Below are 23,312 nucleotides of genomic sequence, written 5' to 3' on the forward strand. Positions count from 1 at the left end.
CTTCGTGTGAGACTTCACTCTGGTGGCTCCTTCGGTTGCTTGTGAGGCAACCCGCATGCTCGCGCATGCGGGTCGAAGGAGCCGCCACCTCAGCTCATGCGTTCAACAGACTCCGGGACATCGCCGGCGTCCATTGTTCGATGGGTCAGCGCGTTCATGATGGCTGCCTTCGCGGCACTGGTGCTGGCTTGGCCGCTTGTGCAGCCGATTGACCTCACTCTTGCGCACGTTCGATTGAATCCGCTGTCGACGGTCACATCGCTGGGCTTGCTGGTCCTCGTCCTCGCATTGCTTGCCTGGCTTGTGCGTGAACTCGGGCGTCCCTCCATGCTCGAAGCCCGGGCCGCCGCAGGTCGCAAGTTGCGCGACATGCGGATCCCCGCAGCTTTGGGCGTCGGTCTGGTCGCGGTGCTTGTGGTCTCCCTGAGTCTCCTGCTCGATGGCGAGTCAGCGACGAAGGCAAAGTCCTTGGCGCAACAGCGTCTCGGGGCAGGCTATCGCTATCACGTGGCGTCAATGAACGTCGCAAAGACGAGTCAGGGCACCTTTGTTCGCGGAGTAGTCACTGCTTGGAACGAGCGGGAGATCCGCAATGTGCCTGTCTCGTGGGAGGAACGCTGAGACGGCCAACCCCTCGCGGGTGCGGATCTGCAGCGGCTCGGCACTTGGCCTGCGTGACGCTCTGGTCTATCGTCTGCCTCACGGGTCAAGCGCAGCCGGGCTTTGCTCTCGAGCCTGAACGCCGGACCTCGTAGACCCTCCATCGATCTGGAGTCGCATGTTCGATCACGTCGTGTTCAGCGTCAGCGATTACGCCGCCAGCAGGGAGTTCTTCGTCAAGGCGCTCGCGCCACTGGGCGTGCGGGTCTTGTCGGAAGGCCCTCTCGGCATCGAGCTGTGCCGGCCGGACAGCGAGGCGTCCCTGTGCATCCGCAGTGCCGGCGGGCAGGCGACCTCTTCGCCTCTTCACCTGGCGTTCGCCGCCCAGACACGGCTGCAGGTGCAGGAGTTTGATCGCGCTGCACTTCAGGCGGGTGGCCAGGACAACGGGGCCCCAGGGGTTCGGCCGCAGTACGGCGCGAACTACTATGCGGCCTTCGTCGTCGGCCCTGACGGTCACAATGTCGAAGCCGTCTGCCACGGGCCTGAGGCCTGATCCTGGAGTTCCCCCATGCGCAGCCGAGTCTTTCCCCCAGAGCGTTCATCCCGCCGCAGAAGGCTCGCGCTGGCATTGGCCGGGGCCCCGGCCCTTGGCGCATTCGGCATCACCCGTGCTGCAGATGAGCCTGCAAAGCCGGCGGCTGGGGGGCCGGCCAGACGAGACGACTTTGACGCCGGGGTACCGCTGGGCACGTCGGTCGATGGCAAGAGCTGGACGGTTGGGGACCTGCCCGGCCGGGTTCTCGTCGTTTGCTTCTGGGCCGCCTGGTGCCCGCAGTGCCGGGCCGAACTGCCAGCGCTGGAGAGACTGCAGTCGGCCGTCAGCGCCGAGCAGTTGCGCGTGGTCCTGGTGAACACCGAAGTTGCGTCGGACTGGCGCCGCGTGAGCCGTCAGCTGGAAGGCAAACTCAAGGGACTGCTGACGCACGACCCGGACGGGTCCGTGCGCAAGGCGTTCACGGCGCCGACCAGCATTCCCCACACGGTGATGGTCGGCCGCGATGGACGGCGTCGCGCCACGTTGCGCGGTTGGTCCCAGGAAAGCATCGACTGGCTGGCGGAGCACGCGGATCTGGCTCTGGCCGAGCCGCCGCGTTGATCGGTGCTCAGGGCGCCGAAGTCGGTCACGGAGATCCGGTCTCGTTCCCGGCTTCTCTCCGGCGAGCAAAGGCCTTAAAGTCCCTTCACGATCCGCAGTCAAGGGGGTTGCGCCATGAAGGACTCGCCGTACTGGTTCCCTGCCAAGCGTTATGGCTGGGGATGGGGCTTTCCCAGCACCTGGCAGGGCTGGGTCGTGCTGGCGGTGTACTTCGTGCTGCTGGGGCTGGGCATGTGGCTGCTGCCGCCGCAAGCGTACCCGCACTACTTCGGCATCTACATGGTGGCGATCTCCGGCGTGCTGTTGTGGGTGTGCAAGCTCAAGGGCGAGCCGCCCACGTGGCGCTGGGGCAAGTGATGCCGCAGGAGGCCCTCGCGCTGCTCGGCATCCTCGGGGCCCTCGCAGTGGGTGTGGTCAGCCCGGGCCCGAGCTTCGTGATGGTGGCACGCGAGGCCATCGCCTCGTCCAGGGCGCAGGCCATGGGCGCCGCGCTCGGCATGGGCGTGGGCGGCGTGGTCTTCGGCGCCGCTGCGCTGCTGGGCCTGCAGGGCCTCTTCCTCGCGGTGCCATCGCTGTACGTGGCGCTCAAGGTTGTGGGGGGCTTGTACCTCTGCCATCTCGGCCTGGCCGTCTTCCGCGCGGCCCGGCATCCACTGCCGGTCCAGGCCGGCAATCCGCAGGGTGCACGGGCACGGCGGTCGTTCTGGCTGGGGCTCACCACACAGATGAGCAACCCCAAGACGGCCATCGTGTACGCAAGCGTGTTCGCGGCGTTCCTGCCGCAGCACGTGTCCCTGGGCTTCGCAGGCATGCTGCTGGTTCTGGTGTTCCTGGTCGAGGCCGGCTGGTACTCGCTGGTTGCGCTGCTGCTGTCGTCGGCCGCTCCGCAGCGGGCCTACCTGTCCTGCAAGGTCTGGGTCGACCGTGCGGCGGGGCTGGTCATGTTCGGCCTGGGGCTCCGGCTCGTGGCGGGCGCCGCACGGCCGTAGCAGTGGCCCGCTTCGTGGTGCTCCTGCGGGGCGTGAACGTCGGCAAGGGCAACAAGGTGCCCATGGCGGACTTCCGCACCGCCCTCGAGTCGCTGGGATGCACTGCGGTGCAGACGCTGCTGAACAGCGGCAACGCCGTGTTCTCGTCCACCGGCCGCACGGCGGCCGGGCTCGCCGAAGACGTCGCCTCGGCGCTGCAAGCGCGGTTCGGTGTCGTCACGCCGGTCATCGTCAAGACGGCGGCCGAGTTCGGCGCGATCGTCGAGTTCAACCCGATGGTGCCGCCCGAGTCGGAGAACTCGAAGTTCCTGGTGGCGTTCGCGATGGACCCGGCCCGATTGCAGGCGCTCGCGTCGCTCCAGCCCCTGCTGCAATCCGGCGAGCGCCTGGCGGTCACGGACCACGCGGCCTATCTCCACTGCGCCGGCGGCCTGCTGCAGAGCAAGGCCGCGGAGTCGATGCTGGGCAAGGCCGGCCGGGGCATCACCACCCGCAACTGGGGCACCACCTGCAAGCTGGCCCATCTGCTGGCCGGCCGTGCACCGCAGCACGAAGGCGTGTCATGACCACCCCCTGCGCCTGTCCTGGGCAGCCTCATCGGCTTGATCCACGACAAGTTCGCCAACGGACAGATCGTCGGGGGCTTGCGCCGAGGTCTAGCATGCCGTGGTGGCGCCTGCCCGGAGCCGACCCCGCGCGCTGCGAACCCAACTACACAACGGAGCCCCCATCGTGAAGACAACGCATCGTGTTCTCGCCACCCTGGCACTGCTCGGCTGCGCCGCGGCGTCGGCTCAGGAAGGCACTTTCGCCACCCGGTCCCTCACCACGGAAACCGCGCTGGCGGCGGCCAACGCGGCGCTGCAGAGCTGCCGCAAGCAGGGCTACCAGGTGGCGGTGGCCGTGGTGGACCGCGCGGGCCTGGTGCAGGCGCTGCTGCGCGACCGCTTCGCCGGCGCGCACACGGTGGAAGTGGCGTCGAACAAGGCCTGGACGGCGGCGAGCTTCCGCACGCCGACGACCGACCTCGCCCGCGAGACGCAGCCCGGCATGCCGATGAGTGGCATCCGAGCGCTGCCGCGCGTCATCGCCGCGGGCGGCGGCCTGGTGATCGAGGCCGGTGGCAACACGCTCGGGGCCATCGGCGTGTCCGGCGCGCCCGGGGGCGAAGCGGACGACAACTGCGCCAAGGCCGGCATCGCCGCCATCCGCGACGCCATCGAGTTCTAGCCCGCGCCGGCTAGCTGCGCCAGGGCAGCGGCAGTTCGCTGCCGTCGGGCAGGAGCGTCAGCACCGGCGTGGCGCCGAACACGCCCACGATCTCCATCGGCTGCGGGCCGATGTTGAAGATCTGGTGGTCGCGGCCCCTGGGCAGCACCAGCGTGGTGTCGGCGCCGAAGCGCTGCACCGCGCCTTCCGTGTGCACCTCGCCCCAGCCAGACAGGCACAGCACCACCTCGTCGCAGTCGTGGCGGTGCGGCGGCGTGGCCGCGCCGGGCGCCAGCGTCTGGCGCCAGACGGACAGCTGCTGCAGGCCCTGGTCCTGGCCGGCCCAGGTGGCATGCGCCACGCCGGGGATCGGGGTGGCCACGGGACGGGTTTGTTCGATCACGTTCATCGGGTTCTCCAAGAGGGTGTGTCGGGGTGGTCGTGTCCGCGGCGCCTCGGACGGAAGGCAGTGTCGGCGCCGGGGCGGTGCGCCACAAGTGGCTTCAAAGCCATAACATTGAGGAACTTTGTTCTTCAATGAGGCGTGCCGATGCAGGGCCTGAGCCAGTTCGTCGCCTTTGCGCAGGCCGCGCGGCGCGGCAGCTTCGCCGCTGCCGCGCGAGACCTCGGCGGCTCGCCGTCCACGCTGGCCAAGAGCGTGGCGCGGCTGGAGGCGTCGCTCGGCGTCAAGCTGTTCCATCGCACCACGCGACAGGTGAGCCTCACCGCCGACGGGGAGCGGCTGTTCCACCGCTGCGAGCGGCTGCTGGCCGAGCTGGAGGATCTGCAGGCCGACGCCGCGGGCACGCGGGCGTCGCCCACCGGCACGCTGCGGGTGTCGGTGCCCATCTTCTACGGCCGGCGCTTCGTGATGCCGCTGCTGGCCGACCTGATGCGTCGCCATCCCGGCCTGATGCTGGACCTGCGGTTGCAGGACGGTTTCGCCGACCTCGTTCGCGAGGGCATCGACCTGGCGGTGCGCATCGGCGAGATGGGCGATTCCACGCTGGTGGCGCGCCGCATCGACTGGCAGCGGCTGGTGATGGTGGCCAGCCCGCGCTACCTCAAGGCGCATGGCACGCCGCGCACGCCGGAGGACCTGGCGGCTCACCAGGCGGTGACGTTTCGCCTGCCCACCAGCGGCCGTAGCCGGCCCTGGCAGTTGCGCAAGGGTCGCGGCGTGGTCGAGATCCACCCCGCGCAGCGCGTGCAGGTGAGCGACACCGAGGGCCTGGGCACGGCGGCGCTGCTGGGCCTGGGGGTGACGCAGCTGCCGGACTACATCGTCGAGGACGACCTGGCGCGCGGCCGGCTCGTGGCCGTGCTCACCGAGCACCAGCCCGCGCCGATGCCGGTGAGCGCCGTGGTGCCGTCCGGCCGGCTCGTGCCGCCGCGCGTGCGCGTGCTGCTCGACGCGCTGGAGTCGCTGCGCGAGCGCCGTGCCGGGCCGGACTGAGGCCTGTCAGACCCAGCTCGCGCGATAGTCCTTCGCGTACTGCTCGATCGTGCGCGGCGCGTGGCCGGTGATCCGCTGCACGGCGTCGGTGGTGCGTTCGGCATAGCCGGCTTTGAAGTAGCCCAGGATCAGCACCAGGAACTGCGCGTAGTCCTGCGGCAGGCCGGCGCCCAGCAGGCCCTGCAGCATGGCGTCGGGCGTGATGTCGGTGAAGCCGATCGGCTTGCCGGTGGCCTGGGTCAGCACGGCGGCCACCTCCGCATGGTCCAGCGCGCGCGGGCCGGTGAGGTCGAAGTCGCGGTTGTCGAAGGCGTCGCTGGTCAGCAGCCGGGCGGCCACCGCCGAGATGTCGCGGGCGTCGATGAAGCTGCCCTTGGCCGTGCCCACCGGCAGGAAGATCTGGCCGGCCGTCTGGATGCCGTGCAGCCAGAAGGTGTTGAAGTTCTGCATGAACCAGTTCGGCCTCACGATGTTGTAGGCCAGGCCCGACGCTTCCAGGCGGCGCTCGGCCTTGCGCATCGGCGCGTTCTCGTCGGTGTTGGCGCCCATCGCGGTCATCAGCACCACCTTCTCCAGTTGGCGCGCCTTGGCTTCGTCGATCAGCGGGGCGAGCAGGGCTTCCTGGTTGGCATGCCCCGGGGGCGCCAGCAGGAAGGCGCGATCCACGCCGTCGAAGGCGGCCTTCAGGCCGGCGCCGCTGACGAGGTCCAGTTGCACCTGATCGGGCGCGGTGGGGGTACGGCTGGTGGCCTTGAGCACCGTGTGGCCCTGGGCGAGCAGCAGGCGGGAGAGTTCGGAACCGACGGTGCCGCTGGCGCCGACGACAAGGATGCGGGACATGAAAGGTCCTTGGGTGGGTTGCGATGGGAGGCATCTTCCGACGCCGCATCCGAACCGAGAATGGACAATCGTTCTGATTTCATGTCCAATCGTCCGCCATGGACTTGCTTTCGGACATTCTTCAGGACGCCGGGCTGCGCCGCCGCGTGCTCGGCCTGCGCGCCATCCCGGCCGACGTGGCGCTGCGCTTTCCGTGCGACCGGAGCATCGGGCTGCACGTGGTGGTGCAGGGGCCGGTGCATGTGCACGCGCCCACGCTGGCCGAGCCGCTGGCACTCGCCACCGGCGACGTGGCGTTCATGGCGCGCGGCTGCGACCACGCGCTCAGCGTGGGCCCGAGCCTGGCCGGCCTGCAACCGCAGACCATTTCGCACGCGCTGGGGCCGGTGCAGGACGGCAGCAGCGTCGTCGTGGGCGGCGCCTACCAGCTGTGGAGCACGCCGCTGCATCCGTTCTTCGCCGAACTGCCGCCCTGGACCGTGCTGCGCGCCGACGCGCGCCCGCGGCTGGGGCCGCTGGCGCTGGCCGCCGGGCTGATGGAACAGGAGATCCGCGCCGCCCAGCCCGGCACCGACACCATCGTGCAGGCCTTGCTGGACACGGTGTTCACCTACGCGCTGCGTGAGATCGCCGACGAGCGGGGCCAGGCCGGACACGGCTGGAGCCATGCCGCGCGCGACCCGCAGGTGCGGCGCGCGCTGACGGCCATGCACGAGCGCAGCGCGCACCCCTGGACGCTGGACGAGCTGGCCCAGCATGCGGGCCTGTCGCGCACGTCGCTGGCCGAGCGATTCCGCGACGCCATGGGCGACACGCCGCTGAACCACCTGCGCGTGCTGCGCATGCAGCGCGCAATGCGCCTGCTCAGCGAAACCGACCACAAGCTCGAGGCCGTTGCCACCGAGGTGGGCTATCAGGACGCGTTCAGCTTCTCCAAGGTGTTCAAGCGCACGGTGGGCATGTCGCCCAAGGCCTTCCGTCAGCGCGACGCCGCCGACAGGCACCACCCCTGGCGCCTCGGGGTGGGCTGACGGCCAGCCGGCTACAGCTGGCGGTTGCGCGCCAGCGGCGGGTTGCGCGCGAAGTAGCGGCGGATGCCCGTGAACAGCGCGTCCACCAGCTTGGTGCGGTAGGCCGGGTCGCGCAGCTTGGCTTCTTCCTCCGGGTTGGAGATGAAGGCGGTCTCCACCAGGATGCTGGGGATGTCCGGTGCCTTGAGCACCGCGAAGCCGGCCTGCTCGACGCGCGGCTTGTGCAGGCGGCCCACGCGGCCGATCTGGCCCAGCACCTCGTGGCCGATGCGCAGGCTGTCCTTGATCTGCGCGGTGGTGCTCATGTCCAGCAGTGCGCGCATCACGTGGGCGTCGCGGCTGACCTTGAGGTTCACGCCGCCCACCGCGTCGGCCGCGTTCTCCTTGTCGGCCAGCCAGCGCGCGGTGGTGCTGGTGGCGCCGCGGTCGGACAGCGCGAACACGCTGGCACCGCGTGCGGCGCGGTTGGTGAACGCGTCGGCGTGGATCGACACGAACAGGTCGGCCTGCACCCGCCGCGCCTTGCGCACGCGCTCGGCCAGCGGCACGAAGTAGTCGGCGTCGCGCGTGAGGAACGCGCGCATGTTGGGCTGCGCATTGAGGCGGTCGCGCAGCGCCAGCGCCACCGACAGCACCACGTCCTTTTCCTTCAGGCCGGTGGGGCCGACGGCGCCCGGGTCCTCGCCGCCGTGGCCGGGGTCGAGCGCCACGATGACGAGGCGGTCCACCTTGCGCAGCAGCTCGGGCGTGGGCGGGCGCGGCACGGCGGTCTGGCCCGCCGGATCGGGGGCCGACGCCGGCGCGGCCGCCGGCGGTGCGGCCGGCCGTGGCGGTACCGCCGCGGGCGGCGCCTCCACCTTGCCGATGAACTCGCCCAGCGCGTCGCGCACGGCGCCCGCGGCCTGCGCCTCGGCGCGCTCCTTCTCGCGGATCAGCTCCATCAGCGGGTCGCGCGCCTGCGTCGGGTACAGGTCGAACACCAGCCGGTGCTGGTAGGGCGGCACGGGCGCCAGCGTGAACACCTGCGGCGCCACCGTCTGCTTGAGGTCGATCACCAGGCGCACCACGCGCGGCTGGTTCTGGCCCACGCGCACGCCGGCGATGAACGGGTCGTCGCTGCGCACCTTGCCCACCAGGTCGCGCAGCTGCGGGCTCAGCTCCAGGCCGTCCACGTCGATCACCACGCGGTCCGGGGCGGCGAACAGCGAGTGCTTCGCCGCCAGCGCGGCGTCGGACTCGATCGTCACGCGGGTGTAGTCGGCCGCCGGCCACACGCGCACGGCCACGATCTCGGCGCCCCAGGCGATCTGCGGTGCCTTGAGCAGCAGCACCAGGCTGCCGGCGCGCAGCACGCGGCGGCGGGTGGGGCGCATCGGCGGGTGGCTCATGCGGCCAGCAGCGCCACGCCGTGCGGCGTGAACGCGTGCAAGGTGACGCGGCGCGCGTCGTCGTGCGCCGGGTCGGGTTCGATGTGCAGGCGCAGGTCGGGCACGGGCAGCGCGGGCGCCGCCTTGTCGGGCCACTCGGCGAGCTTCAGTCCGGGCGCGGCGAACACGTCGCGAAAGCCGGCGTCGTCCCACTCGCGCGCGTCGTCGAAGCGGTAGAAGTCGAAGTGCGACACGCTGCGCCCCTGCACGTCGTAGGGTTCCATCACCGCGAAGGTGGGGCTCTTGATGCGCCCGGCCACGCCGAGGGCGCGCAGCAGGTGGCGCACGAAGGTGGTCTTGCCCGCGCCCAGCGGCCCGTCGAGCGCGACGAAGGTGGAGGGCCACAACGCGGGCGCGGCGGCCAGGCGGGCGGCGAAGGCGGCGCAGGCCGGCTCGTCGGGCCAGGTGAGGGTGCGGGTTTCTAGAATCGCGGGATGCTGCGCCAGGGACATGCTTCGATCGATGGTGCGCTGCTGCGTGACCGCATGCGCACCTGGGCGAAGGAGCTGGGATTTTCCCAGATCGCGGTGACCACCGTGGATCTGTCGGATGCCGAGCCCGGTCTTGCGGCCTGGCTCGACGCCGGTTTCCACGGCTCGATGGCCTACATGCAGCGCCACGGCATGACGCGCGCGCGCCCGGCCGAGCTGGTGCCGGGCACGGTGAGCGTGGTCAGCGCCCGCATGGACTACCTGCCCCGCATGGCCGCGCCGGACGCCGCACCGGACACCGCACCGGCAGGGGACTGGCAGGCCGCCGAATGGCAGCGCCTGGCCGACCCGCGCGCGGCCACGGTGTCGGTGTACGCCCGGGGGCGCGACTATCACAAGGTGCTGCGCTCGCGGCTGCAGGCGCTGGCCGACCGCGTGGCCGCCGAGGTGGGCCCGTTCGGCCACCGCGTGTTCACCGACTCGGCGCCGGTGCTGGAGGTGGAACTGGCCACCCGCGCCGGCCTGGGCTGGCGCGGCAAGCACACGCTGGCGCTGGCGCGCGACGCCGGCTCGATGTTCTTCCTCGGCGAGCTGTTCGTGGACCTCGCCCTGCCGGCCGACGCGCCGGTGGACTCGCACTGCGGCACCTGCAGCGCCTGCCTCGACGCTTGCCCCACGCGCGCCATCGTGGCGCCGTACCGGCTCGACGCCCGGCGCTGCATCTCCTACCTGACCATCGAGCACCCGGGCGCCATCCCGCGCGAGCTGCGCCGCGCCATGGGCAACCGCATCTACGGTTGCGACGACTGCCAGCTCGCCTGCCCGTGGAACAAGTACGCGCAGCGCAGCCCGCTGCCGGACTTCGACCCGCGCCACGGCCTCGACGGGGCCACCCTGCTGGAGCTGTGGTCTTGGACCGAGCCGCAGTTCCTGCAGCGCACCGAGGGCAGCGCGATCCGGCGCATCGGTTACGAACGCTGGCGGCGCAACCTGGCCGTCGGGTTGGGCAACGCCCTGCGCGCCGCCGGCCCCGCGGCACCCTCCGCCGCCGCCCGCACCGCCCTGGCCGACGCGCTGCGCGCCGGGGCCGCCGCCGCGTCGCCCCTGGTGCGCGAGCACATCGACTGGGCCCTGGCTCCGGGGGAACCCGGTGAGTGATGCCCACAACGCCGCCGGTCGGCCGGGATGGCACGCTGCGCGTTGTGCGGCGATGACCTCGCCGCTCCTTCCGCCCGCCCGGTCGCCCCGGCGGCCCGACCCTGTCCTGCCCACCCGCCGCCTCATGCTGGCTGCCCTTGCCACCGCTGCCCTGCCGGCCCGCGCCACGACGCCGATCACGGTGGAAGGCACCACCTTCGCCGGCGGCGTCACGCTGGCGGACGTGCCGCTGCTGCTCAACGGCGTGGGCCTGCGCGCCGTGGCCTGGGTCAAGGGCTACGCCGCCGGGCTGTACCTGCCTCGCCGCGCCACCACCACGCCCCAGGTGCTGGCTCTGCCCGGCCCCAAGCGGCTGCAGATCCGCATGCTGGTGGACGTGGACGCCGAGGAATTCGTCAAGGCCTTCCACAAGGGCGTGGCGCGCAACACGCCGCCGGCCGACGCGGGCCGGCTGGCCGAGCGCATGCTGCGCTTCGACACCCAGGTGCGCACGATGGGCAAGCTGCGCAAGCGCGACGTGGTCGACCTGGACTTCCTGCCCGGCCGCGGCCTGCAGATGGCCCGCAACGGCAGCGCCCGCTTCGACCCCATCCCCGGCGACGACCTGTACGCCGCGCTGCTGCGCTGCTTCCTGGGCGAGCGCCCGGCCGACCCCGAGATGAAGACAGGGCTGCTCGGCGGCCCGGTGGGCTAGTCGCGCCAAGCCTGCGAAGATGCGCCCCGATCCGATCCCGCAACCCCCGATGGAGACCGTCCATGCAACGTAGAACCCTCGCCGCCGTGACCGCTGCCCTGGCCGCCTCGGCCTTTGCCCCGCTGGCGGCCTCGCAGGCCTACCCGGCCAAGCCGGTGCGGCTGATCGTGCCCTTCGCCCCCGGTGGCACCACCGACATCGTGGCGCGCGTGGTGGCCGAGAAGGCCAACGCCGCGCTGGGCCAGACGCTGGTGGTCGAGAACAAGGCCGGCGGCGGCGGCTCGGTGGGCGCGCTCGAGGTGGTGCGGGCGCCGGCCGACGGCTACGTGCTGGGCATGGCCACGGTCAGCACCACGGCCGCCAACCCCGCCATCAACGCCAAGATCGGCTACGACCCGACGAAGGACTTCACGCCGATCATCAACATCGCGGCCACGCCCAACGTGATCGCGGTGCACCCGAGCTTCCCGGCGCGCGACTACAAGACCTTCGTCGAGGTGGTGAAGAAGAACCCGGGCAAGTTCAGCTTCGCCAGCTCCGGCACGGGCGGCATCGGCCACCTGCAGATGGAGCTGTACAAGAGCCTGACCGGCACCTTCATCACGCACATCCCGTACCGTGGCGCGGGCCCGGCGCTCAACGACACTGTGGCCGGCCAGGTGCCGATCATCTTCGACAACATGCCCTCGGCGCTGCCCTTCATCCGGGACGGCCGCCTGATCCCCATCGTCGTGGCCGCCCCGCAGCGCCTGGCGCAGCTGCCCAACGTGCCCACCTTCAAGGAGGTGGGCCTGGAGCCGGTGAACCGCATGGCCTACTACGGCGTGCTCGGCCCCAAGGGCCTGCCCAAGGACGTGATCGACAAGGTGGCCGCGGCGATCAAGCGCACGTCCGAACTGCCCGACGTGAAGAAGCGCATCGAGGACACCGGCTCGCTGATGGTGCTGAACACGCCCGACGAGTTCGCCCGGCAGATCCAGGCCGAGTTCGACGTGTACAAGAAGGTCGTGGCACAACAGAAGCTGACCCTGGATTGACGCTTCCCCTGATCGACCGGTTCGTTGATGCGTTGTGGATCGAGGACGGGCTGTCCTCGAACACGCTGGCGGCGTATCGGCGTGACCTGACGTTGCTGCACGACTGGCTGGCGAAGGAGCGGGGCGGCGTCGCCCTGGAGGCGGCGCGCGAGAGCGACCTGCTGGGCTACATCGCGGCGCGCCATGCCGGCTCGCGTGCCACCAGCGCCAATCGCCGCCTCACGGTGTTCAAGCGCTTCTACCGCTGGGCGCTGCGCGAGCGGCTGGCCGACGCGGACCCGACGCTGCGGCTGCGCAACGCAAAGCAGCCGCTGCGCGTGCCCAAGACGCTGTCCGAGGCGCAGGTGGAGGCGCTGCTCGCCGCGCCCGACGTCGACAAGCCGCTCGGCCTGCGCGACCGCGCGATGCTGGAGCTGCTGTACGCCTGCGGCCTGCGCGTGTCGGAGCTGGTCACGCTGAAGACGGTGCAGCTGGGCCTGGCCGAGGGCTGCCTGCGCGTCACCGGCAAGGGCAGCAAGGAGCGGCTGGTGCCCTTCGGCGAGGAGGCGCTGTCGTGGCTGCAGCGCTACCTGGCCGACGCGCGCGGCGCCATCCTGGACGGGCAGGCGAGCGACGCGCTGTTCGTCACCGCGCGCGGCGGCGCGATGACACGCCAGATGTTCTGGAAGCTGATCAAGTCGCATGCGCTGCGCGCCGGCATCGACGCGCCGCTGTCGCCGCACACGCTGCGCCACGCCTTCGCCACGCACCTGCTCAACCACGGCGCCGACCTGCGCGCGGTGCAGATGCTGCTCGGCCACGCCGACATCTCCACCACCACGATCTACACCCACGTGGCGCGCGAGCGGCTGCGCGCGCTGCACGCGCAGCACCACCCGCGCGGCTGACGCGCCGCGCCGGGCGGTGACCGCCGCGGCGGCGACAATGCGCCGATGGACCATACCTTTCTGTCGGCCCTGGTGCTGCTGCTGCTGGTGCTCGACCCGTTCGGCAGCCTGCCGATCTTCATCTCGGTGATGCGCAACGTGGCGCCCGAGCGCCGCGCCTTCGTGGCGCTGCGCGAGACCGCCATCGCGCTGGGCGTGCTGCTGGCCTTCATGTTCGCCGGGCAGGGCTTCCTGTCGCTGATGCACCTGTCCGAACGCTCGCTCGAGGTGGCCGGCGGCGTGATCCTGCTGGTGATCGCCATGAAGATGATCTTCGCCACCGGCGGCGAGATCTACGCCGGCGACGGCAAGTCGCGCGAGCCGCTGATTTTTCCGCTGGCGGTGCCGCTGCTGGCCGGGCCGTCGGCCATGGCCACGGTGCTGCTGCTGGCGTCGCGCCAGCCCGAGCGGCTGCTGCACTGGGTGGGCGCGCTCGCGGTGGCCATGGCGGTGAGCGCCGTGGTGCTGATCGCGGCCGACCGCATCCGGCGCTTCATCGGCAGCTCGATGGTCAGCGCGATCGAGAAGCTGATGGGCCTCGTGCTCACCGCGATCGCGGTGGAGATGATCCTGGCCGGCCTGAAGCGCTACTTCTTCGGCTGATCGCGCCAGCGCGCCATGAAGGCGCGGTCGATGCGGTCCTTCCACCAGCCCATCAGCCAGCCCTGGGCCGACCACGAGCCCCAGCTCGCGATGGCGCGGCCGTCGCCCAGCGCCAGCAGGTTGAGCGAGCGCGGCTGCGGCACGTAGGGCGCCAGCGTGCCGCCGCCGACCAGCGCGCGCAGGTTGGCCGCCAGCGTGGGCCCGGCGCGCACGGCATAGACACCGCTGCGCGGGTGCGGCGCGTCGTCGCGCACGATGATGTCGCCGGCAGCCAGCACGTTGGGATGGCTCGCGCTCTGCAGCGTGGGGCCCACTCGCACGAAGCCGGCGTCGTCGAGCGCCAGGCCGCTGCCCGCCAGCCAGGCCGGTGCGTCGCTGCCGGTGGCCAGCAGCGGCACGTCGCAGCTCACGCGCATGGACCCCACGACCACATGGCGAGCCTGCATCTCGGTGCAGCGCCCGGGCAGCAGCTGCACGTTGGCGCGCCGCAGCGCCGCCTGCGCCCGGGTACCCACCGCGCTCGGGTAGGCCGCCAGCAGCGGCCCGTCGCACACCACGGTGAGGCTGTGGCGCGGGCCGAGCGCGGCGCGGGCGGCCAGCGCCAGTTCCACGCCCGCGGCGCCGCTGCCGATGACCACCAGCGCCAGCGGCCGCTCCTCGGCCAGCGCCAGCGTGCGCTGCCACAGCTCGACGAAGCTTTCCATCGGCCGCACGAACAGGGCGTGCTCGCGCGCGCCCGGCACGCGGTCGCGGTCCTGCGTGGGCCCGGTGTTCATCGACAGCAGGTCGTAGTCGATGCGCTCGCCGTCGGCCAGCGTCACCACGCGCGCCTGCGCGTCCAGCGCCACGGCGCGGCCCAGGCGCAGCGGCACGCCCGCGGCCTGCGCCAGTGCGGCCACGTCGATGGTGCAGTCGTCGGCGCCGTAGCGGCGCGCCAGCAGGCCGGGCACCATGCCCGAGTACCAGGTGCGCGTCGACGGCGTCACCAGCGCCACCTCGGCGCCCGGCAGGCGCTGGCGGGCCAGCGCCTCCAGCACGGACAGCTGCGCATGGCCGGCGCCGAGCAGCAGCACGCGCTTCATCGGGGCAGCAGCTCCAGGGCGGTCACGTAGCCCAGCGTGTCCGATCCGGTGTTGTCGCCGTCGGCGCCCACCACCACCGCGGTCAGGGGCGGCACCTGCGTGGCCTCGTCGCCGAACGCGCGCAGGAAGTCCGCGCCGAGGTCGCGCCGCTCGGCCTGCCACTGCGCCGGCGGCCCGCCCAGCACGATGAAGCGCACGCGCCGGGTGTAGGCATTGTCCAGCAGCGTGCCGCGCGGCAGCGAGTTGTCCCACACGTAGCACAGCGTCGCATTGGGCAGCGCCTGGCCGCTGCGGCGCTCGGCCAGCCGCAGCAGCTGGCGTTCCACGAAGGGCACGTCCGCGCGCGGCAGGTCAAACATCGCGCACACCTTGAGCGCGGCGTCGTCGCCGTCCTTGCGGCGCAGGTCGGCGCCTTGCACCGGGCGGTCGACGCGCCAGCGCCAGGCCAGCGTGCCCGCGGGTACGGCGTCGAGCCGGTGCACGAGGTTGCCGTAGGAGCGTGGCGCCTGCACCTGCAGCACGCGCTGGCCGTCCAGCGTGACGATGCCGTAGCGCGTGGCCGGCAGGGTCTGCGCCGGCAGCCCGGCAAAGGCCCAGGGCGGCGCGGGTGCGTCGGCGGCGCCGGCCAGCGGCGACAGCAGGGGGGCCTGCGCCGGCGACACCGACGCCCAGCCGGCCAGCAGTGCAGCGGCGACAGACGCCTTCCAGGCGCCTGGCAGGGCGCGACGCCGCGGCCTCATCGGGTCAGCCACGGCGCCAGGCGTGGTACTTCTCGACCCATTCGAGCAGCTTCCTGGGCTGGTGCGCACGCTTCCATTCTCCTGCAGCGTACTTGTTGGCCTCGGCCAGCGTCGGGTAGGTGTGGATCGTGCCGAGGATCTTGTTCAGCCCCAGGCCGTGCTTCATGGCCAGCACGTACTCGGCCAGCAGGTCGCCGGCATGGACGCCGACGATGGTGACGCCCAGGATGCGGTCCTTGCCCGGCACAGTGAGCACCTTGACCCAGCCGTGCGCGGCCGAGTCGGCGATGGCGCGGTCGAGGTCGTCGATGCCGTAACGCGTGACCTCGTAGGCCACGCCCTGCGCCTTGGCCTCCTGCTCGTTCAGGCCCACGCGCGCCACCTCGGGGTCGATGAAGGTGGCCCAGGGGATCACCGAGTAGTCGGCACGGAACGACTTGAGCGATCCGAACAGCGCGTTGACGCTGGCGTACCAGGCCTGGTGCGCGGCGGTGTGGGTGAACTGGTAGGGCCCGGCCACGTCGCCCGCGGCCAGGATGTTGGGGAAGTTGGTGCGCAGGTACTCGTCGGTGGTCACCGTGCGGCCCACCGGCACGCCCAGTTCCTCCAGCCCGAAGCCGGTGAGCCGGGCGCTGCGGCCCACCGCGCACAACAGCGCGTCGAACTCGATGTCGCGCTCGGCGCCGCCGGCCTGCACCACGATCAGCTTCGCGTCGCCGCGCCTTTCGCAGCGCAGCGCCTTGTGGCCGGTGAGCACGGCCACGCCGTCGGCCTCGAGCGCGCGCTGCGCATAGGCCGACACCTCCTCGTCCTCGCGCGCCATCACGCGCGGCAGCATCTCCACCTGCGTGACCTGCGAGCCCAGGCGGGCGAAGCTCTGCGCCAGCTCGCAGCCGATCGGCCCGCCGCCCAGCACCACCAGGCGCTTCGGCAGCTCGCGCAGGCCCCACAGCGTGTCGCTGGTGAGGTAGCCCACGTCGTCCAGGCCCGGCAGCGGCGGCACGAAGGGCGCGGCGCCGGTGGCCACCACGATGCTGCGGGTGGACAGCACCTGCTTCGTGCCGTCCTCGCGCGCGATCTCCACGTGCCACGGGCTGGTGATGCGGGCGCGGCCCTGCACCACGTCCACCCCGAGCTTGGTGTAGCGCTCCACCGAGTCGTGCGGCTCGATCTCGCGCACCACGCGCGCCACGCGGTCCATCACCTGCGCGAAGTCGATGCCCGGCTGCGCCGGGGCCAGGCCATAGTCGGCCGCGTGGCGCATCTGGCGTGCCAGCGTGGCGGTCTTGATGAGCGCCTTGCTCGGCACGCAGCCGTAGTTCAGGCAGTCGCCGCCCATCTTGTGCGCTTCCACCAGCGTCACCCTGGCCTTGACCGCTGCGGCGATGTAGGCCGTGACGAGGCCCGCCGCGCCGGCGCCGATGACCACGAGGTTGCGGTCGTAGGCGCGCGGCCGCAGGTGCGCCCACTTCGCGTACACCTTGCGCGCCTTGATCGCGTCGATGACCTTCTTGGCCGCCAGCGGCAGCACGCCCAGCAGCACGAACGAGCCCACCAGCGCCGGCGACAGCAAGCCGCCCAGCGAGTCGATGCGCGCGATCTGCGTGCCCGCGTTCACGTAGGCCAGCGTGCCGGCCAGCATGCCGAGCTGGCTGACGGCATAGAAGGTCCAGGCCTTCATCCGCGTCAGGCCCATCAGCAGGTTGATGGCGAAGAACGGGATCAGCGGCACCAGGCGCAGCGTGAACAGGTAGAACGCGCCCTCGCGCTCGATGCCGCGGTCCACGTCGGCCAGCCTGGCGCCGAAGCGCGCCTGCACCGAGTCGCGCAGCAGGTAGCGCGACGCCAGGAAGGCCAGCGTGGCGCCGATGGACGACGCGAACGACACCAGCAGCGTGCCCACGCCCAGGCCGAACAGTGCGCCGCCGGCCAGCGTGAGGATCAGCGCTCCCGGCAGCGACAGCGCCGTGGCCGCCACGTAGACCACGAAGAACGCGCCGGCCACCACCAGCGGCCGCTCGGCGTACAGCGCCGCGAACGCGGCCTGCTGCGACTTGAGGTAGTCCAGGCTGAGGAAACGACCGAGGTCGAAGATGAAAAAGGCGGCCAGCAAAGCCAGCAGCAGAGCGGCGACGACGAGCTTCTTCTTCGACATGTTTCCTCCTGGTGCGGCCTTTGGGTCGGCCGCAGCGGGCGGACCTTACAACGGTGGCGCCCGCCTCGGGACGCTCAACGGGTGAGAACCCTCCTGAAGGCGTAGCTGAGCGCGTCGACCAGCGCCACCAGGCCCAGCATCGCGCCGAGGATGGTGCAGGTCTTGCCCATGTGGAACAGGCCCATGTGAAACGACAGCAGCTGCCCCAGGCCGCCCGCACCCACCACGCCGAGCACGGCGGCGGCGCGGATATTGTTCTCCCAGCGGTACAGCGTGTAGCTCATCGCCTGGGGCAGGATCTGCGGCAGCGTGGCGTACAGGAAGACCCGTGCCGAGCCGACGCCCTGGGCACGCAGCGCGAAGGCCGGCGCCGGCGGCGCGTTCTCGATCGCCTCGGCGAACAGCCGCCCCAGCACGCCCGCGGTGTGCATCGCCAGCGCCAGCGTGCCGGCGAACGGCCCCAGGCCGGCGGAGATGAGCAGCAGCGCGGCCCATACCAGCTCGGGGATCGAGCGCAGCACGTTGAGCAGCCAGCGTGTCGGCCCGCGCAGCCAGGCGCGGTCGCCGTCGTGCAGGCGCGCGGCCGGCAGCGCCAGCGCCAGCCCGAGCATGGCCGCGAGCAGCGTGCCCAGTGCCGACATGGCCAGCGTCTCCAGCGTGGCGCGCCCGACCTTGGCCAGGAAGGCCGGCGACAGGTCGGGCGGGAAGAACTCGGCCAGGAACCGGCCCATGCTGCTCAGCGCTTCGGCCGACAGGAAGGCGCCCCAGGCCAGGTCCAGCGACCAGAAGCTGGCCACCACCAGCGCCAGCACCGCGACGGCGAACCAGCAGGCGCGACAGCGCGCGTCGAACAGGGGTGGCGGCAGCCGCAGGGTGTCGTCGTCGGCGCGTGTCATGGCGGGCTCATCCCAGAGACCGGCGCAGATAGGCGCTGACCCGGTCGGCCAGCGCGACCAGCGCGACGAACACCAGCAGCATGGTCGCGACCTCGCCGCCATTGAACATCTTGCTCGACATTTCCATCTGCTGACCCAGGCCTCCCGCACCGACAAAGCCGAGCACCACCGACGAGCGGATCGCGCACTCCCATCGATAGACGGTGTAGCTGACCAGCTCGGCCGCGTTGGCCGGCAGCACGGCATAGAAAAAGGCCTGAAGTCGCCCCGCGCCGTTGCGCATCAGGGCTTCGGCTGCCGCTGGGTCGCCGGACTCGAGGATCTCGCCGTACACCTTGCCGAGCATGCCGGCGTAGGTGAGCGCAATGGCCAGCACGCCCGCCGTGGGGCCCAGGCCGACCACGCGCACCAGCACCAGCGCCCACACCAGCTCGGGGATCGAGCGCAGCACGATCAGCAGCCAGCGCAGGCCCAGGCGCAGCACGAACGGCGCACGCGCCATCCGGCCGGAAAGCGCCGACACCGACAGGGCCCGTGTCGAGGCCAGCGTCAGGGGCACGGCCAGCACCAGCGCCAGCGTGACGCCGGCCGTGGCGATGGCCACGGTGCGCCAGGTCTCGCGCGCCACCATGGCCAGGAACGCGGGCTCGGTGACCGGCGGCAGGAAGCTGGCCGCGAAGGCCCGGGTCTGCTTCAGGCTTTCGGATTCGAGCAGCAGCCAGGGGCGGAACTCCGTGGCCACCAGCGCCGGCCACAGCAGCACCAGCGCAGCCAGGGCCCAGAACACGCGGCCGGTCCAGGCCGGGTCGCGCCGTGGAGGCGGGGTGGTCAGCCCGGTCATCGGCAATGCATCATCACGGCGGGCAGAGGGTCGCTGCCCACTGCAGGCACCGCGACGGGCGCGTCGAGCTGGTCGTACTCGTGGCCATACAGATCCGCCAGCATCGCCTTCGTCACGTCGGCCGCGGGCAGGTCGAACGCCACGCGACCCGCGCGCAGGCCCACGATGCGGGCGAAGCGCTCCAGGGCCACGTCCACCTGGTGCAGGGTGGCGATCAGGGTGGCATCACGTGCCCGCGCTTCGGCCACCAGCACATCGATGGCCTGGCGTGCGCGCGTGGGGTCGAGCGCGGACAGCGGCTCGTCGATCAGCCACAGCGACGCCGGCGCCAGCAGGGCCCGGCACAGCCCGACGCGCTGCCGCTCGCCGCCCGACAGGCGGTCGACGCGTTCGAACAGCTTGTCGGCCAGGTCGAACCGGGCCAGGGCCGCATGCGCACCGTCGATGTCGTCGGGATAGAGCAGCGAGCGCAGCGAGGCGGCCAGCCCCTGGGCCGGCAGCCGCGCCGCAAGCACCGAGGTGACCACGCGCTGGCGCGGCGGCAGCGGCGGCACCTGCGGCGCCAGGAACAGGCGGCCGCGCAGCACCTGCAGTGCCCGCCGAGGCAGGGCCCAGGGGTCCTGCCCGTCCAGGCGCAGCATGCCGCCCTGCGGCGGCAGCGTGGCCGCCACCACGTGCAGCAGCGTCGTCTTGCCGGCCCCGGACGGGCCGATGACGGCCACCTGTTCGCCGCGCCGCACGCGCAGGCTCACGCCCGCCAGTGCAGCGGGGGCGGCCGCGCGCGCCGCAGCGTGACGCGCGGCCACATCGAGCAGATCGACCTGCATCCGCTTCGGCTCAGATCAGGCCGGCGCTGCGACCGGCGGCCTCGATGCCCTTGTAGTTGTCCGGCTGGGTTGGGATGTAGCGCGTGGCCCGGTTGAGCAGGAGGATCTCCTTGCCCTCGGGCGTGGCCGGGTCCAGGTCGAGCAGGGCCCGGGTCACGCGCTCGCGCAGCGCCGCCGGCATGTCGGCGTGCACCGACCAGTTGTAGTTGAAGTAGGGCGCCGTCGTGAAGAACACGTCCACCGCCTTGGTGTCCACCTTGTTCTCGGACACGAACTTGCGCCACACCGTGATGTCCAGCGCGGCGGCCTCGACCTTGCCGCTCACCACCGAGGCGATCGTCGCGTCGTGCGCGCCGCTGTAGGCCACGCGCTTGAAATCCTTTTCAGGGTCGATCCCGGCCTGCAGCAGGAAGTGCCGCGGCATCAGGTGCCCCGAGGTGCTGCTCTGCGAGCCGAAGCTGATCTGCCTGCCGCGCAAGTCCTCGAGCCGCTTGATGCCCGAGTCGGTCCTGGCGATGAACACCGACTGGAAGCGCGTGTCCTCCTCGCGCTGCGCCAGCGGGACCACCTTGCCGCCGGAGCGGATCTTCGCCTGCACGTAGGTGAAGCCGCCGAACCAGACCAGGTCCACCTTCTTGTTGACCAGGGACTCCACCGCCGCCGGATAGTCGCTGACCGGCGTGAACTCCACCTTCATGCCCAGCCGCTTCTCCAGGTAGGCGGCGATCGGGGTGAACTTGCGCACCTGCTCCGTCGCTGCCTCCTCGGGGATGGTGGTGACACGGAACACCTGCTGGGCGTGCGCCGATATCGCGCCGACGGCGAACACCGCCATGGTGAGAAGGCTGCGCAGGGTGCGCGAGGGGGACAGGCTGATCATGATGCGGGCTCCTCAAGAGGAAGGACGAAACGGGTCGTCGACCGGGGCCTTGGCATTACAGCGCAGTCGCGAATGTTCTGCCGGCGCCGCTGCTACATTGACGACGCCGACCCAGCGCCACCGTGACGAACCCGTGAGTCCGATCCGCCAACCCCGGTTCATCCAGATCGATGCCCAGGTCGGCGAGCCGCGGGCCGAACTGGCCGCCGGCCTGCTCGGCGCTGCGGCCGCGATCGCGCCGAAGTACTTCTACGACGCCCTCGGTTCGCGCCTGTTCGACGCCATCACCGAGCTGCCGGAGTACTACCCCACACGCACCGAGGCCGCGATCATGGCCGCTCACGGCGCCGCGATGGCCGATGCCGTGCAGACCGGTCGCACGCTGGTGGACCTGGGCGCCGGCAACTGCGCCAAGGCCGGTCGTCTCTTCGCCGTGCTGCGGCCCTCGGGCTACGTGGCGGTCGACATCTCGGTGGAGTTCCTGCGCCAGGCCCTGGCGTGCCTGCAGCGCGAGCATCCCGTGATGGACATGGTCGGCGTGGGGATGGACTTCAGTCGCGCCCTGGTGCTGCCGCCGGAAGCGGGCCCCGGGCCGCACACGCTGTTCTATCCCGGCTCGTCGATCGGCAACTTCACGCCCGCTGAGGCCGAGGCCTTCCTGCGGCGCGCACGCGAGGCGTCGCCCGGCAGCAACCTGCTCATCGGGGTGGACCTCGTCAAGGACAAGCCGCTACTCGACGCGGCCTATGACGACGAGCTGGGTATCACCGCCGCGTTCAATCTGAACCTGCTGTCGAACGTGAACCGGGTGCTTGGCAGCGACTTCGCGCTGCGCGACTGGCGCCACGTGGCCTTCTTCGAGCCCGAACGGCAGCGCGTGGAGATGCACCTGCAGGCGCGTCGCGCGCTGGTGGTGCGCTGGCCCGGCGGCGAGCGCCGCTTCGCCGAGGGCGAACGCATCCATACCGAGAACTCCTGCAAGTACACGCCCGAGGGGTTCGCGGCCCTGCTGCGGCGCGCCGGCTACGTCAGCACGCAGTCGTGGACCGATCCGAAGGGGTGGTTCGCGGTGTTCGCCGCGGCCTGACGTGCAGGGGTCTCAGTCGGCGGCGCAGCTTCGGAAGCCGGCGAATACATCGTCGCGCGTGGGCTGGAAGTAGTTGCGATAGCGTGCGTCGCGCAGGAAGGGCTGGGTGGCGAACGATCCGCCCTTGAGCACCGGCCGGCCGTCGAACCAGGGTTGGGAGTAGTCCCGGTAGGCATGCGCCACGAAGCCCGGCCAGGGCTCGAACGCCGATGCGGTCCATTCCCACACCTGCCCGTCGGACCAGCGCGACCCCAGTTGTTGCTTCGCGAACACCCACTCGTGCTCGGTGGGCAGGCGGCGTCCCGCCCAGAGGCACCAGGCCTGGGCCTCGTGCGCCGTCAGGTGCATGGCAGGCTCGTCCGGGTCCACGGCACGCCACTGGCCGAATGCACGCTGCTTGAGCCCGCCGTCGAAGGCGCCGTCGCGCACCAGATGCCGCGGCAGGCCGCCCGGCCGCGCCCGTAGCCGCCAGGCCCAGCCCTCGGGGCTCCAGAGGGTCTGCGTGTCGTAGCCCCCGTCGCCGACGAAGGCCAGCAGGTCGCGCCACGACACCGGCGCGCTGTCGATCCGGAAAGGCTCCAGCGTCACGGTCATCGCGCCGCATTCGTTGTCGAACGCGAAGCCGCCGCCTCGGTGAGAGGCATGAAGCACGCCGGCGTCCACCGCGCACGACTCGCGATGCACCTTGCCGGGCCACGGTGCCGGCACGTCCAGTGCCAGCTCCTGCGCGATCATCAGACCGGCCTCGTGGTGCATCGCCTCGTGCATCAGCGCCAGCCGGAAGAAGTACAGCGCGTCGTCGTCCTCGGGCGACGTCTCCAGCAGGCGCAGCGTGCGATCGCGCACGCGGGCCAGGTAGTCCAGCGTGCGACGCAGGTCAGGCAGGTCGAGGTGCCAGCGCCTGGTGTGGGCCACATGGCTGGAGTCGTACAGCGCATCGGCACGCGGCAGCCAGGGTGCCGCACGCGGCGTATCGGGGCTGCCCTGCGCACCGCGCCCGCGCTGCGGGTGCCGTCCGAGCCAGAACTCCTCGAACCAGGCCACGTGGCCCAGTTCCCACAGCGGCGGGTTCACCACCGGCAGGTAGGCCACCGGCAGCGCCGGGCCGAGGGCCAGCGTCAGCGCCCGGGCGTGACCGAGCGTACAGTCGCGCACGGTCGTCAGCATCTGCTGCAGCACGGCGCGCCCGCCCTGTCGGGCACGGTCCGCCGGAGTCAGTTCGACAGGGGCGGCTTCCATCGGCA

Annotated in this window: 27 protein-coding genes; 15 read left to right on the forward strand and 12 right to left on the reverse strand. The window is 71.5% G+C overall.

Annotation, left to right across the window (positions count from 1 at the left end):
- Window positions 1-156: 156 nt before the first annotated feature.
- The 7 genes from AC2EAQ_RS15465 (at window position 157) to AC2EAQ_RS15495 (ending at window position 3,978) form a co-directional block, all read left to right on the forward strand.
- Entirely contained in the window at window positions 157-621 is a 465-nt protein-coding gene (locus AC2EAQ_RS15465) for a hypothetical protein (RefSeq protein ID WP_484645242.1), read from the forward strand.
- 157 nt (window positions 622-778) lie between these two features.
- Window positions 779-1,156, forward strand: coding sequence for a VOC family protein (locus tag AC2EAQ_RS15470; RefSeq protein WP_484645243.1), 378 nt, complete (start codon window positions 779-781; stop codon window positions 1,154-1,156).
- 15 nt (window positions 1,157-1,171) lie between these two features.
- Complete coding sequence (locus tag AC2EAQ_RS15475) at window positions 1,172-1,759, forward strand: TlpA disulfide reductase family protein (protein WP_484645244.1); 588 nt, start codon at window positions 1,172-1,174, stop codon at window positions 1,757-1,759.
- 114 nt (window positions 1,760-1,873) lie between these two features.
- Window positions 1,874-2,116: a hypothetical protein gene (locus AC2EAQ_RS15480; RefSeq protein WP_484645245.1), complete on the forward strand. Its 243-nt coding sequence runs from the start codon at window positions 1,874-1,876 to the stop codon at window positions 2,114-2,116.
- Window positions 2,116-2,748, forward strand: a complete 633-nt coding sequence (locus AC2EAQ_RS15485) for a LysE family translocator (RefSeq protein ID WP_484645246.1) — start codon at window positions 2,116-2,118, stop codon at window positions 2,746-2,748. Before AC2EAQ_RS15480 ends, AC2EAQ_RS15485 begins: the two co-directional genes overlap by 1 nt.
- 17 nt (window positions 2,749-2,765) lie before the next feature.
- Window positions 2,766-3,314, forward strand: coding sequence for a DUF1697 domain-containing protein (locus AC2EAQ_RS15490; protein WP_484645472.1), 549 nt, complete (start codon window positions 2,766-2,768; stop codon window positions 3,312-3,314).
- A gap of 166 nt (window positions 3,315-3,480) precedes the next feature.
- On the forward strand, window positions 3,481-3,978 hold the full coding sequence (locus AC2EAQ_RS15495) for a GlcG/HbpS family heme-binding protein (RefSeq protein WP_484645247.1): 498 nt from the start codon (window positions 3,481-3,483) through the stop codon (window positions 3,976-3,978).
- 10 nt (window positions 3,979-3,988) lie between these two features.
- Here the strand turns inward: AC2EAQ_RS15495 and AC2EAQ_RS15500 are convergent, their stop codons facing one another.
- Window positions 3,989-4,366, reverse strand: coding sequence for a cupin domain-containing protein (locus AC2EAQ_RS15500; RefSeq protein ID WP_484645248.1), 378 nt, complete (start codon window positions 4,364-4,366; stop codon window positions 3,989-3,991).
- 141 nt (window positions 4,367-4,507) lie between these two features.
- On the opposite strand from AC2EAQ_RS15500, the gene AC2EAQ_RS15505 reads away from it, so the two are divergent.
- Entirely contained in the window at window positions 4,508-5,413 is a 906-nt protein-coding gene (locus AC2EAQ_RS15505) for a LysR family transcriptional regulator (protein ID WP_484645249.1), read from the forward strand.
- Between the two features lie 6 nt (window positions 5,414-5,419).
- Here the strand turns inward: AC2EAQ_RS15505 and AC2EAQ_RS15510 are convergent, their stop codons facing one another.
- Entirely contained in the window at window positions 5,420-6,253 is an 834-nt protein-coding gene (locus tag AC2EAQ_RS15510; protein ID WP_484645250.1) for an SDR family oxidoreductase, read from the reverse strand.
- A gap of 98 nt (window positions 6,254-6,351) precedes the next feature.
- On the opposite strand from AC2EAQ_RS15510, the gene AC2EAQ_RS15515 reads away from it, so the two are divergent.
- Window positions 6,352-7,284, forward strand: a complete 933-nt coding sequence (locus AC2EAQ_RS15515; RefSeq protein WP_484645251.1) for an AraC family transcriptional regulator — start codon at window positions 6,352-6,354, stop codon at window positions 7,282-7,284.
- Between the two features lie 11 nt (window positions 7,285-7,295).
- Here the strand turns inward: AC2EAQ_RS15515 and AC2EAQ_RS15520 are convergent, their stop codons facing one another.
- Together AC2EAQ_RS15520 and tsaE are read right to left on the reverse strand one after the other, a co-directional pair.
- The gene (locus AC2EAQ_RS15520) at window positions 7,296-8,672 is read right to left on the reverse strand and encodes an N-acetylmuramoyl-L-alanine amidase (RefSeq protein ID WP_484645252.1); all 1,377 of its coding nucleotides are present in this window, start codon (window positions 8,670-8,672) and stop codon (window positions 7,296-7,298) included.
- Window positions 8,669-9,163, reverse strand: coding sequence for a tRNA (adenosine(37)-N6)-threonylcarbamoyltransferase complex ATPase subunit type 1 TsaE (gene tsaE, locus AC2EAQ_RS15525; protein ID WP_484645253.1), 495 nt, complete (start codon window positions 9,161-9,163; stop codon window positions 8,669-8,671). Before tsaE ends, AC2EAQ_RS15520 begins: the two co-directional genes overlap by 4 nt.
- Here tsaE and queG point away from each other — a divergent pair.
- The 5 genes from queG to AC2EAQ_RS15550 all read left to right on the forward strand — a co-directional run bounded on the left by queG (window position 9,146) and on the right by AC2EAQ_RS15550 (window position 13,560).
- Entirely contained in the window at window positions 9,146-10,300 is a 1,155-nt protein-coding gene (gene queG / locus AC2EAQ_RS15530; RefSeq protein WP_484645254.1) for a tRNA epoxyqueuosine(34) reductase QueG, read from the forward strand. The two genes, tsaE and queG, sit on opposite strands and share 18 nt — an antisense overlap.
- A 124-nt stretch (window positions 10,301-10,424) precedes the next feature.
- On the forward strand, window positions 10,425-10,994 hold the full coding sequence (locus AC2EAQ_RS15535; protein ID WP_484645255.1) for a chalcone isomerase family protein: 570 nt from the start codon (window positions 10,425-10,427) through the stop codon (window positions 10,992-10,994).
- A gap of 62 nt (window positions 10,995-11,056) precedes the next feature.
- A complete protein-coding gene (locus AC2EAQ_RS15540) occupies window positions 11,057-12,031 on the forward strand; it encodes a tripartite tricarboxylate transporter substrate binding protein BugE (protein ID WP_484645256.1) in 975 nt (324 codons plus the stop codon).
- A complete protein-coding gene (gene xerD / locus AC2EAQ_RS15545) occupies window positions 12,028-12,918 on the forward strand; it encodes a site-specific tyrosine recombinase XerD (RefSeq protein WP_484645257.1) in 891 nt (296 codons plus the stop codon). The genes AC2EAQ_RS15540 and xerD overlap by 4 nt, the downstream gene beginning before the upstream one ends.
- 45 nt (window positions 12,919-12,963) lie before the next feature.
- Window positions 12,964-13,560: a MarC family protein gene (locus AC2EAQ_RS15550; protein ID WP_484645258.1), complete on the forward strand. Its 597-nt coding sequence runs from the start codon at window positions 12,964-12,966 to the stop codon at window positions 13,558-13,560.
- On the opposite strand, the gene AC2EAQ_RS15555 is transcribed toward AC2EAQ_RS15550, so the two are convergent.
- From AC2EAQ_RS15555 to AC2EAQ_RS15585, 7 genes are all read right to left on the reverse strand, one after another.
- Window positions 13,545-14,642: a slr1591 family oxidoreductase gene (locus AC2EAQ_RS15555; RefSeq protein ID WP_484645259.1), complete on the reverse strand. Its 1,098-nt coding sequence runs from the start codon at window positions 14,640-14,642 to the stop codon at window positions 13,545-13,547. The genes AC2EAQ_RS15550 and AC2EAQ_RS15555 overlap by 16 nt on opposite strands.
- Window positions 14,639-15,382: a DUF3047 domain-containing protein gene (locus AC2EAQ_RS15560; RefSeq protein ID WP_484645260.1), complete on the reverse strand. Its 744-nt coding sequence runs from the start codon at window positions 15,380-15,382 to the stop codon at window positions 14,639-14,641. Before AC2EAQ_RS15560 ends, AC2EAQ_RS15555 begins: the two co-directional genes overlap by 4 nt.
- Window positions 15,383-15,386: 4 nt before the next feature.
- Window positions 15,387-17,537 carry a dihydrolipoyl dehydrogenase family protein gene (locus AC2EAQ_RS15565; RefSeq protein WP_484645261.1) on the reverse strand — a complete coding sequence of 717 codons (2,151 nt, stop codon included), beginning with the start codon at window positions 17,535-17,537 and terminating at the stop codon, window positions 15,387-15,389.
- Between the two features lie 74 nt (window positions 17,538-17,611).
- Window positions 17,612-18,433 (reverse strand): phosphonate ABC transporter, permease protein PhnE, encoded by an 822-nt coding sequence (gene phnE, locus AC2EAQ_RS15570; RefSeq protein ID WP_484645262.1) that lies wholly within the window; start codon window positions 18,431-18,433, stop codon window positions 17,612-17,614.
- Window positions 18,434-18,440: 7 nt separating this feature from the next.
- Complete coding sequence (locus tag AC2EAQ_RS15575; protein ID WP_484645263.1) at window positions 18,441-19,274, reverse strand: PhnE/PtxC family ABC transporter permease; 834 nt, start codon at window positions 19,272-19,274, stop codon at window positions 18,441-18,443.
- On the reverse strand, window positions 19,271-20,101 hold the full coding sequence (locus AC2EAQ_RS15580; protein WP_484645264.1) for a phosphonate ABC transporter ATP-binding protein: 831 nt from the start codon (window positions 20,099-20,101) through the stop codon (window positions 19,271-19,273). The genes AC2EAQ_RS15575 and AC2EAQ_RS15580 overlap by 4 nt, the downstream gene beginning before the upstream one ends.
- 10 nt (window positions 20,102-20,111) lie before the next feature.
- Window positions 20,112-20,981: a putative selenate ABC transporter substrate-binding protein gene (locus AC2EAQ_RS15585; protein WP_484645265.1), complete on the reverse strand. Its 870-nt coding sequence runs from the start codon at window positions 20,979-20,981 to the stop codon at window positions 20,112-20,114.
- A 142-nt stretch (window positions 20,982-21,123) separates the two neighbouring features.
- On the opposite strand from AC2EAQ_RS15585, the gene egtD reads away from it, so the two are divergent.
- The gene (egtD, locus tag AC2EAQ_RS15590; RefSeq protein WP_484645476.1) at window positions 21,124-22,068 is read left to right on the forward strand and encodes an L-histidine N(alpha)-methyltransferase; all 945 of its coding nucleotides are present in this window, start codon (window positions 21,124-21,126) and stop codon (window positions 22,066-22,068) included.
- Between the two features lie 12 nt (window positions 22,069-22,080).
- On the opposite strand, the gene senA is transcribed toward egtD, so the two are convergent.
- Window positions 22,081-23,307 (reverse strand): selenoneine synthase SenA, encoded by a 1,227-nt coding sequence (gene senA, locus AC2EAQ_RS15595; RefSeq protein WP_484645266.1) that lies wholly within the window; start codon window positions 23,305-23,307, stop codon window positions 22,081-22,083.
- Window positions 23,308-23,312 lie beyond the last annotated feature (5 nt).

This window comes from Aquabacterium sp. T101 (assembly GCF_057219775.1).

Coding starts and splice junctions, on each gene's coding strand:
- AC2EAQ_RS15500 (WP_484645248.1), bottom strand. CDS start 4,366: ATGAACGTGATCGAACAAACCCGTCCCGTGGCCACCCCGATCCCCGGC.
- senA (WP_484645266.1), bottom strand. CDS start 23,307: ATGGAAGCCGCCCCTGTCGAACTGACTCCGGCGGACCGTGCCCGACAG.
- AC2EAQ_RS15535 (WP_484645255.1), top strand. CDS start 10,425: ATGCTGGCTGCCCTTGCCACCGCTGCCCTGCCGGCCCGCGCCACGACG.
- phnE (WP_484645262.1), bottom strand. CDS start 18,433: ATGACACGCGCCGACGACGACACCCTGCGGCTGCCGCCACCCCTGTTC.
- AC2EAQ_RS15555 (WP_484645259.1), bottom strand. CDS start 14,642: ATGAAGCGCGTGCTGCTGCTCGGCGCCGGCCATGCGCAGCTGTCCGTG.
- AC2EAQ_RS15480 (WP_484645245.1), top strand. CDS start 1,874: ATGAAGGACTCGCCGTACTGGTTCCCTGCCAAGCGTTATGGCTGGGGA.
- AC2EAQ_RS15470 (WP_484645243.1), top strand. CDS start 779: ATGTTCGATCACGTCGTGTTCAGCGTCAGCGATTACGCCGCCAGCAGG.
- AC2EAQ_RS15560 (WP_484645260.1), bottom strand. CDS start 15,382: ATGAGGCCGCGGCGTCGCGCCCTGCCAGGCGCCTGGAAGGCGTCTGTC.
- AC2EAQ_RS15575 (WP_484645263.1), bottom strand. CDS start 19,274: ATGACCGGGCTGACCACCCCGCCTCCACGGCGCGACCCGGCCTGGACC.
- AC2EAQ_RS15465 (WP_484645242.1), top strand. CDS start 157: ATGATGGCTGCCTTCGCGGCACTGGTGCTGGCTTGGCCGCTTGTGCAG.
- AC2EAQ_RS15540 (WP_484645256.1), top strand. CDS start 11,057: ATGCAACGTAGAACCCTCGCCGCCGTGACCGCTGCCCTGGCCGCCTCG.
- AC2EAQ_RS15585 (WP_484645265.1), bottom strand. CDS start 20,981: ATGATCAGCCTGTCCCCCTCGCGCACCCTGCGCAGCCTTCTCACCATG.
- AC2EAQ_RS15520 (WP_484645252.1), bottom strand. CDS start 8,672: ATGAGCCACCCGCCGATGCGCCCCACCCGCCGCCGCGTGCTGCGCGCC.
- queG (WP_484645254.1), top strand. CDS start 9,146: ATGCTGCGCCAGGGACATGCTTCGATCGATGGTGCGCTGCTGCGTGAC.
- AC2EAQ_RS15475 (WP_484645244.1), top strand. CDS start 1,172: ATGCGCAGCCGAGTCTTTCCCCCAGAGCGTTCATCCCGCCGCAGAAGG.
- AC2EAQ_RS15510 (WP_484645250.1), bottom strand. CDS start 6,253: ATGTCCCGCATCCTTGTCGTCGGCGCCAGCGGCACCGTCGGTTCCGAA.
- tsaE (WP_484645253.1), bottom strand. CDS start 9,163: ATGTCCCTGGCGCAGCATCCCGCGATTCTAGAAACCCGCACCCTCACC.
- AC2EAQ_RS15515 (WP_484645251.1), top strand. CDS start 6,352: ATGGACTTGCTTTCGGACATTCTTCAGGACGCCGGGCTGCGCCGCCGC.
- AC2EAQ_RS15550 (WP_484645258.1), top strand. CDS start 12,964: ATGGACCATACCTTTCTGTCGGCCCTGGTGCTGCTGCTGCTGGTGCTC.
- AC2EAQ_RS15485 (WP_484645246.1), top strand. CDS start 2,116: ATGCCGCAGGAGGCCCTCGCGCTGCTCGGCATCCTCGGGGCCCTCGCA.
- AC2EAQ_RS15565 (WP_484645261.1), bottom strand. CDS start 17,537: ATGTCGAAGAAGAAGCTCGTCGTCGCCGCTCTGCTGCTGGCTTTGCTG.
- AC2EAQ_RS15580 (WP_484645264.1), bottom strand. CDS start 20,101: ATGCAGGTCGATCTGCTCGATGTGGCCGCGCGTCACGCTGCGGCGCGC.
- AC2EAQ_RS15505 (WP_484645249.1), top strand. CDS start 4,508: ATGCAGGGCCTGAGCCAGTTCGTCGCCTTTGCGCAGGCCGCGCGGCGC.